This is a genomic window from Rhodanobacter humi, assembly GCF_041107455.1.
Classification (GTDB): domain Bacteria; phylum Pseudomonadota; class Gammaproteobacteria; order Xanthomonadales; family Rhodanobacteraceae; genus Rhodanobacter_A.
This window is the reverse complement of sequence record NZ_JBGBPY010000001.1, coordinates 1,597,025-1,610,945: the sequence shown is the minus strand read 5'-3', so window position 1 is coordinate 1,610,945 and position 13,921 is coordinate 1,597,025. Positions and strand designations below refer to the sequence as shown.

The window sequence follows — 13,921 nt, the reverse complement described above, 5'->3', positions numbered from 1 at the left end:
TGGGGTGAGGGGGCATTCTGGCGATGGAGTCTGACTGAGCGGGCTTTGTTCTGGGCTTGTCGCAAGCCCCGCCCCCTCACCTCAATCCTCTTCCTCGCTCCTCAGAGCAGGGCCATCCATGGCCCTTCCCCGCGTCCCGGCGGGGAGAGGAGGCAAACGCGAGAAGCGCGTTGCTTTATTGAAGCGGGCTGGCCTTTTCCTTCTGCTCCGCCATCCGCTTCTCGAGGTAGTGGATGTTCTGGCCGCCGTGCTGGAAACCCACGTCGGCCATGATCCGCTGCTGCAGCGGAATGTTGCACTTCACGCCTTCGATCACCGTCTCGGCGAGCGCGAGGCGCATGCGCGCGATGGCGGTGGCGCGATCGGGGCCGTAGACGATCAGCTTGCCGATCATCGAGTCGTAGTTCGGTGGGATGCGGTAGCCGTCGTAGAGGTGCGTGTCCACGCGCACGCCGGGGCCGCCCGGCGCCTCGAAGCGCTTCACCGTGCCGGGGCAGGGCAGGAACGTGTCCGGGTCCTCGGCGTTGATGCGGCATTCGATGGCGTGGCCGTGGATCTGGATGTCTTCCTGCCTGATCGACAGCTTTTCGCCGCCGGCGATCAGCAACTGCTCGCGCACCAGGTCCACGCCGGTGATGAACTCGGTCACCGGGTGCTCGACCTGGATGCGGGTGTTCATCTCGATGAAGTAGAAGCGGCCGTTCTCGAACAGGAACTCGAAGGTGCCGGCGCCGCGGTAGCCGATGCGGATGCAGGCATCCACGCAGACCTTGCCGATCTCGGCGCGCAGCTCGGGTGTGATGCCGGGCGCGGGCGCTTCCTCCACCACCTTCTGGTGGCGGCGCTGCATCGAGCAGTCGCGTTCGCCGAGGTGGATCGCGTTGCCCTGGCCGTCGGCCAGCACCTGGATCTCCACATGGCGCGGGTTCTCCAGGAATTTCTCCATGTAGACCATGTCGTTGCCGAAGGCCGACTTGGCCTCCTGTTTGGTCATCACGATGGAGTTGCCGAGATGCGCCTCGGTGCGCACCACGCGCATGCCGCGGCCGCCGCCGCCGCCGGCCGCCTTGATGATGACGGGGTAGCCGATCTCGCGTGCGATGCGCAGGTTTGTCTCGATGTCGTCGCCCAGCGGGCCGCCGGAGCCGGGCACGCAAGGCACGCCCGCGGACTTCATCGCCTTGATCGCCTCCACCTTGTCGCCCATCAGGCGGATCACGTCCGCCGTCGGGCCGATGAAGACGAAGCCCGACTGCTCCACCTGCTCGGCGAAGTCGGCGCGCTCGGACAGGAAGCCATAGCCCGGGTGGATCGCCTGGGCGTCGGAGATCTCCGCCGCCGCGATGATGCGCGGGATGTTGAGGTAGCTGTCGGCGGACGGCGCCGGGCCGATGCAGATCGCCTCGTCGGCGAGGCCGACGTGCTTGAGGTTGCGGTCGGCGGTGGAGTGCACCGCCACCGTCTTGATGCCGAGGCTGTGGCACGCGCGCAGCACGCGCAGCGCGATCTCGCCGCGGTTGGCTATGAGGACCTTCTCGAGCATCCGGGCGGCCTCAGGCAATCACGAACATCGGCTGGTCGAATTCGACCGGCTGGCTGTTCTCGACCAGGATCGCCTGGATGGTGCCGGCCACGTCGGCCTCGATCTGGTTGAACATCTTCATCGCCTCGATGACGCCCAGCGTCTCGCCGGCCTTCACCTGCTGGCCGACCTTGACGAACGGCGCCGCGCCCGGCGAGGACGAGGCGTAGAACGTGCCGACCATCGGCGCCTTCACCACGTGGCCGGCGGGCAGGGCGTTCGCGGCGGGCACTTCGGCGACCGCGGCAGGAGCCGGTGCGGCGGCCACCGGGGCCGGGGCCATCATCACCGGCGCGGGCGCGGCGACGGCCACGCCGCCCTTGGGCACGCGCGACAGACGCACCACTTCCTCGCCCTCCTTGATTTCGAGTTCGGCGAGGTTGGACTCCTCAAGCAGGTCGATCAGCTTCTTGATCTTGCGCAGATCCATGGGATGGCCTTCATGTCATAGGCCGCCCGTGGGCGGCCGGGAAAGGAAAAGAGGCGGCTCAGCGCGGAGCCAGCCGCGCGATGGCGGCGTCCAATGCCAGGCGGTAGCTGTCGGCGCCGAAGCCGCAGATCACGCCCACCGCGATGTCCGACAGGTAGGAGTGGTGGCGGAACGGCTCGCGGGCGTGCACGTTGGACAGGTGCAGCTCGATCAGCGGGATCGCCACCGCCGCGAACGCGTCGCGCAGCGCGATGCTGGTGTGGGTGAACGCACCGGCATTGCACAGGATCATCGCCACCTGCTCGTCGCGCGCCTGGTGCACGCGGCCGATCAGCTCGTGCTCGGCGTTGGACTGGAACCAGCTCAGTTCATGCCCGGCGGCCTGCGCCTGTGCGGCCAGCCGCCCGTTGATGTCGGCCAGCGTGTCGCGGCCGTAGATCGCCGGCTCGCGTGCGCCCAGCAGGTTGAGGTTGGGTCCGTGCAGGACCAAGATCTTCGCCACACCATACCTTCGACGACGTCCGGAGGACCCGGAACGGGCGAAGTGTGCGCGCTGTTCCGGATGTTGTCCAGTTCGACGCAGATCGGCGATGTTTGAAGGAGAAGTGCGTCACTCTCCGTGCGCTGACGTATGCGCTGGGACTCATTGCGATCATCCCTGATCGCGAAGATCAAATGGGCGGCCATGCTTGGCCGCACCCCTCATGAACCTTTGCAATCATCCTTGATCGCGAAGATCAAATGGGCGGCCCTCCTTGGCCGCACTCCTCAGAACCAATGATCGAGCATGGCGGCGTCCAGTGGGCCGCGATGAGTGGCGATCACGCGCCCATCGGCGCCGATCAGCACGCTATACGGAAGGATCTCGCCACTATCGCCCCAGAGCAGCGAGGTGCTCGGCGACTCCATCCGACCCAGCAAGATCGGGAAACGCACGGGATGATGGTCAAGAAAGGCACGAATGCGCGCAGGCTCGTCCATTGCGATTCCCAGCACGATAGGCCCGTTTTCGCCGAACTTGGCCTGTGCCTCGTCCAGCGCCGGCAGCTCGTCCAGGCACGGTCCGCACCAGCTGGCCCAGAAATTCAGGAGCACGCGACGGCCGTGGTAGTCGGCCAGCCGGTGCGGATGCCCCTGCAGATCCGGCAACTCCAGTGCGTGCGCAGGCTCGCCCACCTGCGCCACCACCGCACCCGCCGGCACCCGTGCCAACCGGCTCTCGTGCTGCAGCCAGCCACCCAGCGCCGCCGCCAGCACCGCCACCGCGAGAATCACCAGGTTGTCGCGGCTCAGCATGGGGTACCGCCTCGTCTCCTCCCCTGCAGGCAGGGAAGGAGGCAGATGCGGCACAGGAAGCGGCTCACCGCGCCGCCTCGTCCAGCGCCCGCTCCACCATCGCCGTGGTGAGCACGGTCGGCAGTTGCCGCCCCGCGCCGCCGCCCTTCGGAAACACCACGTACAAAGGCACGCCCGGCGAGTGGTACTGCTGCAGGAAGGCCGTGATCGCCGGATCCTCGTTGGTCCAGTCGCCCTTCATGTACACGGCGCCATTGCGCGCCAATGCGGCGCGGAATGCCGCGCCGTCCAGCACCGCGTGTTCGTTGGCCTTGCAGGTGATGCACCAGTCGGCGGTCATGTCCACGAACACCGGGGTGTTGGCGGCGCGCAGTTCGGCGAGCTTCTGCGGGCTGTAGGCCAGCACGCCTTCCTGCACCGCGGCGGCACTCGTCGCGGCCGGCACCTGCGCCAGCAGGTACAGCGGCGCCAGCACGGCCAGCGCCAGCAGCGCGGTCAGCGCGTGGCGCCGCGGGCCGCGCCCGCGGCTGCGTTCGAACCACCACAGCGCCAGTGCCAGCAGCACCATCGCCACCAGCAGCAGGCCCACGGCGTCGGCGCCGCGCTGGTTGGCGAGCACCCAGGCCAGCCATGCCGCGGTGAGGTACATCGGGAAGGCCAGCACCTGCTTCAGCGTCTCCATCCAGCGGCCGGGCTTGGGCAGCCAGCGCGCCAGCGCGGGGATGTAGGCGATGGCGAGGAAAGGCAGGGCCAGACCCACGCCCAGCACGAGGAACACCAGCAGCGCGCTCGCCGCCGGCGCGGCGAAGGCGTAAGCCAGCGCGCCGCCCATGAACGGCGCCGTGCAGGGGCTGGCCACCACCACGGCGAGCACGCCGGTGAAGAAGTCGCCGGCCGCGCCGCCGCGATTCGCCAGTGTGCCGCCGAGATTGCCCAGCGAGGCGCCGAACTGCACCACGCCCGACATCGACAAGCCCAGTGCGAAGATCACGCAGGCCAGCACCGCCACCAGCAGCGGCTGCTGCAACTGCGTGCCCCAGCCCAGCGCGTGGCCGGCGGAGCGCAGCGCGAGGATGCCCAGCCCCAGCGCGAGAAAGCTCGCCAGCACGCCGGCGGTGTAGGCCAGCGCGTGGCGGCGCCGGCGCGCGGGGTTCTCGCCGCTTTCCAGCAGGCTCACCGCCTTCAGCGACAGCACCGGCAACACGCAAGGCATCAGGTTGAGGATCAGGCCGCCGCCCAGCGCCAGCAGCAACGCGGCGAACAGACTGGTTTGAATCGGGCTGGTCTGCAGCGGGCCGGCAGGTGCGATCGCGGCGTCGGTCGGTGCTGCGCCGGAGGAGGAGGGTGCCGTCGGCGCGCCGGGCACGGTCACGCCATTCGCCACGGCGCCGCTTTGCAGGTCCACCGTCGCGTCGCGCGTGATCAGCGGATAGCACACGCCACCGTCCTGGCAGCCGAGGAAGCTCGTTTCCAGCGTCACCTGCCGGCGGCCCGCGGTATCGCCCTCGATCGCCACCGGCAATTCGAGATCGCCGAAATACACGGTCACTGAACCGAGCTGCGCGTCCTGATGCACCACGCCGCCGGCCGGCCACGCGGGCGTGCCGAGCGTGAGGCCGTCGGCGTCCTTGAGTTTCAGCGCGATGTGGTCGCGGTAGACGTAGTAGTCCTTCGGCATCGTCCAGCGCAGCAGCAGGTGCTGCGGGTCCCGCGCCAGCGCGGTGAAGCGGAACGCCTGCTCCGGCGGCAGCGGCGCGGACGTGGTGCCGGTCAGCGCGCCGCCGCTGTCGTTGCCGCCCAACTGCTGCAGCGCGGCGCCCAGCGCCTTGCCGCCGGCGGGCGGTGCGGCGGCTTCGCTCGCCGCCGGCAGCGGCAGGTCGAGATGCTCGGTATGCGGCGGGTAGCAGATCTTCGGCTCCACCTCGTGGCAGCCCTGGTATTGCACGCTCAGCTGCAGGCGCGTGGTGCCCGCCGCCACGGTGTAGGGGATGCTGGCGTCGACGCCGTGGTGGTAGGTCTCCACCGGGCCGAGGTAGGGATCGTCGTGCTTCTCGCCGGGCGGCAGCTGCGCCGCGCCCAGCGTCACGCCGGCGCCGCCGGTGAACTTCATGCGGCCGCGGTAGAGGTAGTAGTCCGGCGCGATCGTCCAGTGCAGCTTGAGCACGCCGGGCGTACCGGCGTCGGCGCTGAGCTGGTACGCCTCGGTCACCGGCAGGATGTTGTCGTCCTGCGTCTGCGCGAACGCCACGGGGGCGGCGAGCAGCAGGACGAGCAGGGTCAGCAGGCAGGGACCGAGGCGGTCGTGCAGAGGGAAACGCATCGATGCTCCAGCGTGTGCTTGATGGGCGCGCAGGATCGCGCCCAGAGGATTATGGCCCAGCTTCCGGTTGCGAGCCCGGGGTGCGGCGTCGCGCCCGGCTCACCCGGCAGGGCCGGCCCATCAGTCGGTCGAATGGGTGCGCACCCAGTCCAGATAAGTTGCGTGGCCGCGCTCCACCGGCAGCGCGATCAGCTCGGGCAATTCGTAGGGATGCAGCGCCAGCAGGCGCGCCTTGAGCGCCTCGAAGCGCTCGGCGGTGGTCTTGATCAGCAGCAGCTCCTCGCCATCCGTCTGCACCTTGTCCTGCCAGCGATAAGTGGACAACACCCCCGGCAGGCGGTTGACGCAGGCGGCCAGCCGCTCGCCGACCAGCGTCTCGGCCAGCCGCTGCGCGCTGGCGGCGTCGGGGCAGGTGCACAGGCAGAGCAGGATGGTGGTTTCGGGCACGGCATGCTCGATGCGATTGAGGATTCATCACTCCAGCGCAGGCTGGAGTCCAGTGGCGTTGCGCTCCCCGGCGCGGCCTCATGGCGCTGGACCCCGGCCTGCGCCGGGGCGACGGTCACGGGCGGATATCGCCACGGTAGCAGAGCGCACACCGGCCTCTTGAAACCCGCCCGCGCCCGCCCCATTCGCTGTCTCAAGGGTCGAACCGGGTGATCTCGCGTTCGCCGCCACTTGCGGCGGGGGCTTGCATCGCTAGAATTGGCACTCATCTATGCCGAGTGCTAACAGCGGTTCCCGGACCGGCCTGTCAGTTCTCCAGCCACATCCACCACCTAGCCTGGGAGCCACCCATGAGCAAACTGCGTCCGCTGCACGACCGCGTCATCGTCAAGCGCCTGGAAGAGGAGCGCGTCTCCGCCGGCGGCATCGTCATCCCCGACAGCGCCACCGAGAAGCCCACCCGCGGCAAGGTCATCGCCGCCGGCACCGGCCTGATCCAGAGCGACGGCAAGATCCGTCCGATGTCGCTGAAGGCCGGCGACGTGGTGCTGTTCGGCAAGTACGCCGGCCAGGAAATCAAGATCGACGGCGAAGACCTCGTGTTCCTGAAGGAAGACGACATCGTGGCGGTGATCGAAGGCTGATCGGCTGAGCGCGTCAATCGCGCTCGCCCGTCGCTAGAGGCTTCCTCCGGCAACGCCTTCGAAACGACAAACCCCTTTCCTTATTTCAAAATTTTTGAGGCAAAAATTTTATGGCCGCTAAAGAAGTCCGCTTCGGCGAAGACGCCCGCTCGCGCATCCTCAAGGGCGTGAACACGCTCGCCAACGCCGTCAAGGTCACCCTGGGCCCGAAGGGTCGCAACGTGGTGCTGCAGAAGAGCTTCGGCGCTCCCACCGTCACCAAGGACGGCGTGTCCGTGGCGAAGGAGATCGAGCTGGCCGACGCCTACGAGAACATGGGCGCGCAGATCGTCAAGGAAGCCGCCTCCAAGACCTCCGACAACGCCGGTGACGGCACCACCACCGCCACCGTGCTGGCGCAGGCCTTCATCCGCGAAGGCATGAAGGCCGTCGCCGCCGGCATCAACCCGATGGACCTGAAGCGCGGCATCGACAAGGCCGTGATCGCCGCCGTCGGCGAGCTGAAGAACCTCAGCAAGCCCACCGTCGACGACAAGGCGATCGCCCAGGTCGGCACCATCTCCGCCAACTCCGACGTCGCCATCGGCGACATCATCGCCACCGCGATGAAGAAGGTCGGCAAGGAAGGCGTGATCACCGTCGAGGAAGGCTCGGGTCTGGACAACGAGCTGGACGTGGTCGAGGGCATGCAGTTCGACCGCGGCTACCTGTCGCCGTACTTCATCAACAACCAGCAGAGCCAGCAGGTCGAGCTGGAAGACCCGTTCATCCTGCTGTATGACAAGAAGATCTCCAACGTGCGCGAGCTGCTGCCCGTGCTCGAAGGCGTGGCCAAGGCCGGCAAGCCGCTGCTGATCGTCGCCGAGGAAGTGGAAGGCGAGGCGCTGGCCACCCTGGTGGTCAACACCATCCGCGGCATCGTCAAGGTCGCCGCCGTCAAGGCGCCGGGCTTCGGCGATCGTCGCAAGGCGATGCTGGAAGACATGGCCATCCTCACCAACGGCCAGGTGATCTCCGAGGAAGTGGGCCTGCAGCTCGAGAAGGCCACGGTGCAGGATCTGGGCCGCGCGAAGAAGATCGTGGTCACCAAGGAAAACACCACCCTCATCGACGGCGCCGGCGAAGCCGAGAAGATCCAGGCCCGCATCAAGCAGATCAAGGCGCAGATCGAGGAGACCTCCTCCGACTACGACCGCGAGAAGCTGCAGGAGCGCGTGGCCAAGCTGGCCGGCGGCGTGGCCGTCATCAAGGTCGGCGCGGCGACGGAAGTCGAGATGAAGGAAAAGAAGGCTCGCGTCGAAGACGCCCTGCACGCCACCCGTGCGGCCGTCGAGGAAGGCGTGGTGCCGGGCGGCGGCGTCGCCCTGATCCGCGCGCTGAAGGCCGTGGAAAACCTCAAGGGCGACAACGAGGACCAGAACCTCGGCATCGCCATCACCCGCCGCGCGCTCGAAGCGCCGCTGCGCGAGATCGTGTTCAACGCCGGCGCCGAGCCGTCCGTCATCGTCAACCAGGTGAAGGAAGGCAAGGGCAACTTCGGCTACAACGCCGCCACCGGCGAGTTCGGCGACATGGTCGCGATGGGCATCCTCGACCCGACCAAGGTCACCCGCTCGGCCCTGCAGTACGCCGCGTCGGTTGCCGGTCTGGCGATCACCACCGAAGCGATGGTGGCCGAGCTGCCGAAGAAGGAAGAGCACAACCACGGCGGCGCCCCCGGTGGTATGGGCGGCATGGGCGGCATGGATTTCTGATCTGGCCCACCGCTGCACGCAAGACGAAAAACCCCGCTTCGGCGGGGTTTTTCTTTGGAGTATTCAAATTGTCGCGTGACAACTGCTTATGACGCGCCCCCTCGGAGTTGTACTTGTACAGCGTAGAGCTGATCAAGGAATGATTCGTCATTCAGCCGCCACGGATATCCATGATTTCGAACGCGGCCTGATGAATTCTCACGCATCGTGAATTCAAACACGAGTTTGTTGCTCTCGACAAGATCGATAAAGCGTCCGATATCAGGCCGCTCACAATACACTACATCCTGGTAATGATATCGCACGGTATTAGCTGTGCAGCTTGGTTTTGCTTTAACAAAAATTGCACGCGAATGTTTTTCTGCAAGACGTTCGGCCAAGGTGTCACGCGTCCAGTACCCTATACCAAGGTCATCCTTGCAGAGAAATAGATTTCCAGGTGATGGATTTACTTTGAGGCGCAATCCAAGGTTGTTCGGGTGTGGTGTCACTTGGGAGTAGCAAGCGAAGAGGCCATCTGGACGCTCTTGGCCTATTAGCCTAAGCCTCGCTCTTGCGTCCATCTTTTCCATCCAAGTTGGAGCCTGCTGGAAAAGATTGACCTTTCCCGAGGATCCACTATTTCGCTTGAGTTTGCATTTGATCTCGATACCTTTGAAGTCGGCACGCTTGTCATTATTTTCTTCGATGCCGATTAGTGTCTCGAATGTATAGCCGATTCCGGTGTCGCCCGATCGCAATGAATTCACTGGGCCCATTGCATTGATTCTGTCGAAATGGCCAAGCAACTCCTCAAGGTTATTATCGATGCTGAAGCGCGGTCCGGAGATAGGAAGGCGAACGAATGCCCCTTCTGCAGCAGGCACTTTTGGTCCGAAAATGAGTTCAAGGAGTGAATAAAATCGAGGATCAACACCCTCCACGCAGGTGTCTGTTATGTAGTTTTGATTGCCTTGATGGTCGCTTAGACGGACAAAAATTAGTAGTCGTCGTCCGTGTTGAATGTCATTTAATGAAGAATTTAACCGCGTGATACGTCTTTCAGGGTACCTCTGGTAATACTTCCATCCCAATGTCATTAATGTGCGCTCTGCGGCGCCCATGCTGTGAAATAGAATTGTCGAGTTTTCGCGTGGATCTGGAACAGGGAGTTCCGGAAAGAAAGAGTACATCTCATTCGGAATCAAAACTCCATGGCGGCCGGAGTCATCGTTTGAAGTAAGGATTTTTGCGAATACTTCAGTGGGTCTAGATTGGATCTTGCAGGCGGTGGCCAGTTCTTCAGCGTAAGCAGTCAACGATGCGGTCAAGTTTTTCTCCCCTAGCTTTGGTTGCTTACGATTTTTTTATGGATGTAATGTAGATCTCTCGTCGAACATTGGCATTCCCAGACAACGAGAATTCGCCAACCATCGCTCCTCAGTTGACGTTGCACACGGCGGTCGCGTGCTGTGTTCGTCTTGAATTTTTCCATCCAGAAAAGTTTGTTTGTGGCAGGCGTTGTCGCATAACGGCACCGTGGATGTCTATGCCAAAAGCACCCATGCACGAACACGACAGTACGGTACTTCGGCAGCACGATGTCCGGCTTGCCGGGAAGGTTCTTCGGTGCGATGCGGTAGCGCAGGCCGTGCGCGTGCAGATATTTCCGCACGATGACTTCGGGCTTGGTGTCGCACCCGCGAATGCCGGACATCATCCGGCTTCGCGTGGCGCGATCGACTATGTCCGTCATCAGTGGCTGCGTGGCTGGCCGGCGGCGTGCATGAAGACGGGGTACGCCGCTTCGCAGACATCGTCGCCGAACCTGTCGAACATCTCGGCCATGATGGCGTCGATCTTGGCGCACTCGTCAGGGCTGAAGAGTTTCTCGCCGGTCGCAATCCTGATCATGTCGCCGGGCCTGTCTTCCGGATGGAACAGCAGGCCGCGCAGCGACATTTCCGAGAACCAGCGCGACATGCCTTCGCGGCTCTTGTTGGCGAAATCGGGGATGCGGAATGCGTGCATGATGACTCTCCTTCGTTATCAGGCATAAGCCGCGAGCAGCGGCACTTGGTGGACACCTTCCTCTTCCTGCCGGATCAGCTCAAGCACGCGCGGCACCATGATGCGTGCCACCTCGCGCATGACCGGCATGACGACACTGTTTCCGAACTGCTTGTAGGCCTGCGTATCGCTGACGGGGATCACGAATGAGTCGGAGAAGCCCATCAGGCGCGCGCACTCGCGCGGCGTCAGTCGCCTGGGTCGCTTGCGTGGTCCTTGCGAGACGAGAATTTCCGAGCCGTCCTTGTAATAGCGTGCCGACAAGGTGCGCGTCACGCTGTCACCGTCCACCAATCCGTAGCCGAAGCCGTTGCCGGCCGCGCGGTGTTTGGCGGCATAGTTCTGCAGATATGCCCACAGATTGGGCGTGAGTGTGTAACGCGCATCGATCTTGGCCTGCTTGCCGGTGGTGTAGTGCGATTCTGTTGCTTCGTTGCCATTCTGCGGGTGCAGGATGCTCGCGAGCTTCGGTCCTTCCTTGGGTAGTTGCAGGTCGTCCCACGTGAAGTCGGTGGACTCGCGGAAGCCGACGATCAGGATGCGTTCGCGGTGCTGCGGGACGAAGTGCTGGCCGTCGATCACCTTGCAGTGGATGTGGTAGCCGAGCTCTTCCCCCAGCGCTTTCTTGATGACGCGGAAGGTGTTGCCCTTGTCGTGGCTGACGAGGTTCTTCACGTTTTCCAGCAGGAACGCTTTCGGCTGCTTCTCCTTGATGACGCGCGCCACGTCGAAGAACAGCGTGCCCTGCGTTTCGTCGGCGAATCCGTGCGCGCGACCTAGTGCGTTCTTCTTCGACACGCCGGCGATGCTGAAAGGTTGGCAGGGAAACCCGGCCAGCAGCACGTCGTGATCGGGGATGTCGCGCTCGTCCACTTTGGTGATGTCGCCAACGAGAGCGTGGGTGGATTCGGGGAAGTTGGCGAGGTAGGTCTTCTGCGCGTAGGGGTTCCATTCGCTCGTGAACACGCAGCGTCCGCCGTGCGCCTCGAAACCCATGCGAATGCCGCCGATGCCGGCGAAAAGATCGATGAAGGTGAAGGCCGCGTCCGGTGTGTTGGCGGGCGAGGCCAGCGGCAGCAAGCGTTGGCGGATCGCGTCGGCCAAGTAGGGCGGAGGATCGGTTTCGCCAAGCTCCCAGCGGCGGATCGTGCGGGTGTCTACCTCAAGGCGTTCGGCCAGTTCCTTCTGCGTGTAGCGGCCGCGCAGGCTGGCGAGCAGGTGGCGGATGTCTTCCATTGCCGCGTTCTCCAATGGGTAATCAGTGCGGTCAGTATGTCCGCTTTTATTCCCCATTGGCAAGCGCGAATTTTCGAGCGGAGCATGGCCCGTTAGTCAACGTGCTAGCTGCGTCCCGCCGCTCGTCGCGTTCGGCACCGGCGCCACATGCGCCACATGCTCAGGCGCGCTCCCGCCGACGAACTTCGCCAGCACCCCGTCCAGCTTGCGGCTCATGCGCAGCTGCTCGACGCTGGCCATGGACTGGTCGAGCTGGCGGGTGGCGGCGTCTTCTTCCGGCTGCGGGGCGCCGGGGGCGCGGGTGAGCGCGGCGAGTTGCGGGCCGAACAGTTCGGTGAGCGCGAAGTAGGGATCGTCGTGGATGCCGGCGGCGGCGAGCAGCTTGCCGGGCAGCAGCCACGAGGCGGTGCTTTCGTGCGCGGGCTGGCCACTGCTGCGCGGGTCGACCAGCAGCCAGGTGCCGGCCTGCGCGAGCATGTCGCCGCCGTCGACGAAGCCGTCGATGTGGTAGCTGTCGGCGAGCCCGGGCAGGTGGTCGCCGTAGAACAGCAGCAGGGTGGGGCGCTGGCGCTTGGCGAGCAGGTCGGCGAGGCGGCCGAGTTCCTGGTCGGCGTGCTGCATGTGATAGAGGTAGGTCTGCAGCTCGCGCTTGTCCTTGCCCTCGATGCCGGCGGGTACGGCGATCGCGTCGCGCGCGGCGGTGTCCCTCGGCTCCACGTCGTAGGGGCCGTGCGCCTCGATGCTGATCGCGAAGATGAACTGCGGCGGGCCGCTGTTCTTGAGCTGGCGCAGGATCTCGTCGGTCATCGCGCTGTCGGCCATGTACTTGCCGTCGTTTGGCGCATCGGGCGGGAACGCGGACTGCGACACGAAGCGCTGGAAGCCCAGCGTCTTGAACGCGGTGCTGCGGTTCCAGAACGCGGGGTCGTTGCCGTGCACCGCCACCGTGGCGTAGCCGTGGTCGTCCAGCACGTGGATGAGGCTGGGCAGCGGCTTGCGGCCGATCTGCAGGTAGGGGAACTGCAGGTTGTCGAAGTAGCGCAGCGAGAGCCCGGTGAGCACCTCGAACTCGGTGCGGATGGTGCCGCCGCCGAACGTGGGCACGTGCAGCGGGCCGCTGGCGCCGTGCTGCGCGAGCCGGCGAAGGTTCGGCGTGAGCTCGCTATGCGCGTAGCCCTTCATGATGGTGGGGTCGAAGAACGACTCGCTCTGCACCACCACGATATCGGGCAGCACGGCGGCGTTCGGCAGCGCGAGATGCTGGCGCAGCGCGTCGGCGGACTGGCCGATCAGCTGTTCGGCGATGGCTCGGTCGGGTTTCGGTTTCTGCTGGGCGTATTGCAGGTGGAACATCACCAGCTCGCTGACGAGCCCGGAATGGATGCGGGTGGAGGCGGCCGACCACGGCTCCAGCCACAGCACGCGGGCGTTGTAGATCTTCGCCCAGCCGCCCCAGCCGCCGAGCAAGCTGCCCAGCATTAGCGCCAGCACGCCGCCGGCGACGAGGCGCTTGCCGCCGGTGCGGCGCGTGAACAGCGGCGGCTCCAGCCGCCACATCGCGATCAGGATCAGCACGCCCGCGAGCAGCGCCAGATATGGCCACGGGCTGTGCGGCAGGTAGCCGGCCAGCAGGTGGAATCCGCCCTTGCGCAGCTGGCCCACCATACGGAAATCCGCCGGCAGCAGCGGCGTGCCGAGGTTCGCCACCTTCAGCGTGTTGACGCCGTAGATCAGCCCCTGCAACAGGTAGGCCAAGCCGAACGACAGCAGCACGCGGCGCGTCATCGCCAGCAGCAGGCCGGCGAACAGCAGGCCGGGCCAGGCGTTGGCGAGCGGGAAGCGCGGCTGGTCCAGCAGGCGCAGCGGCAGCACGCCCTTGCCGCCGTCGAGCAGGCTGGTGAGCAGTACGAAGGCCAGTGCCATCGCGAGAATGAGGGCGATGCGCGGCGCCGTGCGGCGCAGGACGGGGACGGCGGGTGGAGTCATGGCGGAAGCGGGGGCTCGCTTGTCATGGGGTTGATTGAAGAGTGCGGCCATGGATGGCCGCCCGTTTGATTCTCGCAATCACGGATGATTGCAAAGGAATTGAGCAGTGCGGCCATGGATGGCCGCCCGTTTGATTCTCGCGATCACGGACGATCGCAAAGGTTGAGGCGTGCGGCC

13 protein-coding genes are annotated in these 13,921 nt (G+C 65.2%); 2 read left to right on the top strand and 11 right to left on the bottom strand.

The annotated features are described in order from the left end of the window. Positions 1-175 precede the first annotated feature (175 nt). The 6 genes from accC to cutA all read right to left on the bottom strand — a co-directional run bounded on the left by accC (position 176) and on the right by cutA (position 6,075). Positions 176-1,543, bottom strand: coding sequence for an acetyl-CoA carboxylase biotin carboxylase subunit (gene accC / locus AB7878_RS07125; RefSeq protein ID WP_369493697.1), 1,368 nt, complete (start codon positions 1,541-1,543; stop codon positions 176-178). 10 nt (positions 1,544-1,553) lie between these two features. Further along, on the bottom strand, positions 1,554-2,012 hold the full coding sequence (accB, locus tag AB7878_RS07120; RefSeq protein ID WP_369493696.1) for an acetyl-CoA carboxylase biotin carboxyl carrier protein: 459 nt from the start codon (positions 2,010-2,012) through the stop codon (positions 1,554-1,556). Positions 2,013-2,070: 58 nt separating this feature from the next. Next, the gene (gene aroQ, locus AB7878_RS07115) at positions 2,071-2,514 is read right to left on the bottom strand and encodes a type II 3-dehydroquinate dehydratase (protein WP_369493695.1); all 444 of its coding nucleotides are present in this window, start codon (positions 2,512-2,514) and stop codon (positions 2,071-2,073) included. A gap of 266 nt (positions 2,515-2,780) precedes the next feature. Further along, a complete protein-coding gene (locus tag AB7878_RS07110) occupies positions 2,781-3,308 on the bottom strand; it encodes a TlpA disulfide reductase family protein (RefSeq protein ID WP_369493694.1) in 528 nt (175 codons plus the stop codon). A gap of 64 nt (positions 3,309-3,372) precedes the next feature. Continuing rightward, the gene (locus AB7878_RS07105; RefSeq protein WP_369493693.1) at positions 3,373-5,628 is read right to left on the bottom strand and encodes a protein-disulfide reductase DsbD family protein; all 2,256 of its coding nucleotides are present in this window, start codon (positions 5,626-5,628) and stop codon (positions 3,373-3,375) included. A gap of 120 nt (positions 5,629-5,748) precedes the next feature. Continuing rightward, positions 5,749-6,075 carry a divalent-cation tolerance protein CutA gene (gene cutA / locus AB7878_RS07100; protein WP_369493692.1) on the bottom strand — a complete coding sequence of 109 codons (327 nt, stop codon included), beginning with the start codon at positions 6,073-6,075 and terminating at the stop codon, positions 5,749-5,751. A gap of 350 nt (positions 6,076-6,425) precedes the next feature. Here cutA and AB7878_RS07095 point away from each other — a divergent pair, with 350 nt between their 5' ends. Then, a complete protein-coding gene (locus tag AB7878_RS07095) occupies positions 6,426-6,719 on the top strand; it encodes a co-chaperone GroES (RefSeq protein ID WP_077481096.1) in 294 nt (97 codons plus the stop codon). A gap of 110 nt (positions 6,720-6,829) precedes the next feature. Beyond that, positions 6,830-8,473: a chaperonin GroEL gene (gene groL / locus AB7878_RS07090; protein WP_369493691.1), complete on the top strand. Its 1,644-nt coding sequence runs from the start codon at positions 6,830-6,832 to the stop codon at positions 8,471-8,473. Between the two features lie 86 nt (positions 8,474-8,559). Here groL and AB7878_RS07085 read toward each other — a convergent pair whose 3' ends face one another. The 5 genes from AB7878_RS07085 to AB7878_RS07065 all read right to left on the bottom strand — a co-directional run bounded on the left by AB7878_RS07085 (position 8,560) and on the right by AB7878_RS07065 (position 13,744). Beyond that, positions 8,560-9,783: an MvaI/BcnI family restriction endonuclease gene (locus tag AB7878_RS07085; protein WP_369493690.1), complete on the bottom strand. Its 1,224-nt coding sequence runs from the start codon at positions 9,781-9,783 to the stop codon at positions 8,560-8,562. Between the two features lie 11 nt (positions 9,784-9,794). Further along, positions 9,795-10,208: a very short patch repair endonuclease gene (locus tag AB7878_RS07080; RefSeq protein WP_369493689.1), complete on the bottom strand. Its 414-nt coding sequence runs from the start codon at positions 10,206-10,208 to the stop codon at positions 9,795-9,797. Then, positions 10,208-10,483: a hypothetical protein gene (locus tag AB7878_RS07075; RefSeq protein WP_369493688.1), complete on the bottom strand. Its 276-nt coding sequence runs from the start codon at positions 10,481-10,483 to the stop codon at positions 10,208-10,210. The genes AB7878_RS07080 and AB7878_RS07075 overlap by 1 nt, the downstream gene beginning before the upstream one ends. Positions 10,484-10,501: 18 nt before the next feature. Beyond that, positions 10,502-11,758 (bottom strand): DNA (cytosine-5-)-methyltransferase, encoded by a 1,257-nt coding sequence (gene dcm / locus AB7878_RS07070; protein WP_369493687.1) that lies wholly within the window; start codon positions 11,756-11,758, stop codon positions 10,502-10,504. Positions 11,759-11,854: 96 nt separating this feature from the next. After that, the gene (locus tag AB7878_RS07065) at positions 11,855-13,744 is read right to left on the bottom strand and encodes an LTA synthase family protein (protein ID WP_369493686.1); all 1,890 of its coding nucleotides are present in this window, start codon (positions 13,742-13,744) and stop codon (positions 11,855-11,857) included. Between the last annotated feature and the right edge of the window lie 177 nt (positions 13,745-13,921).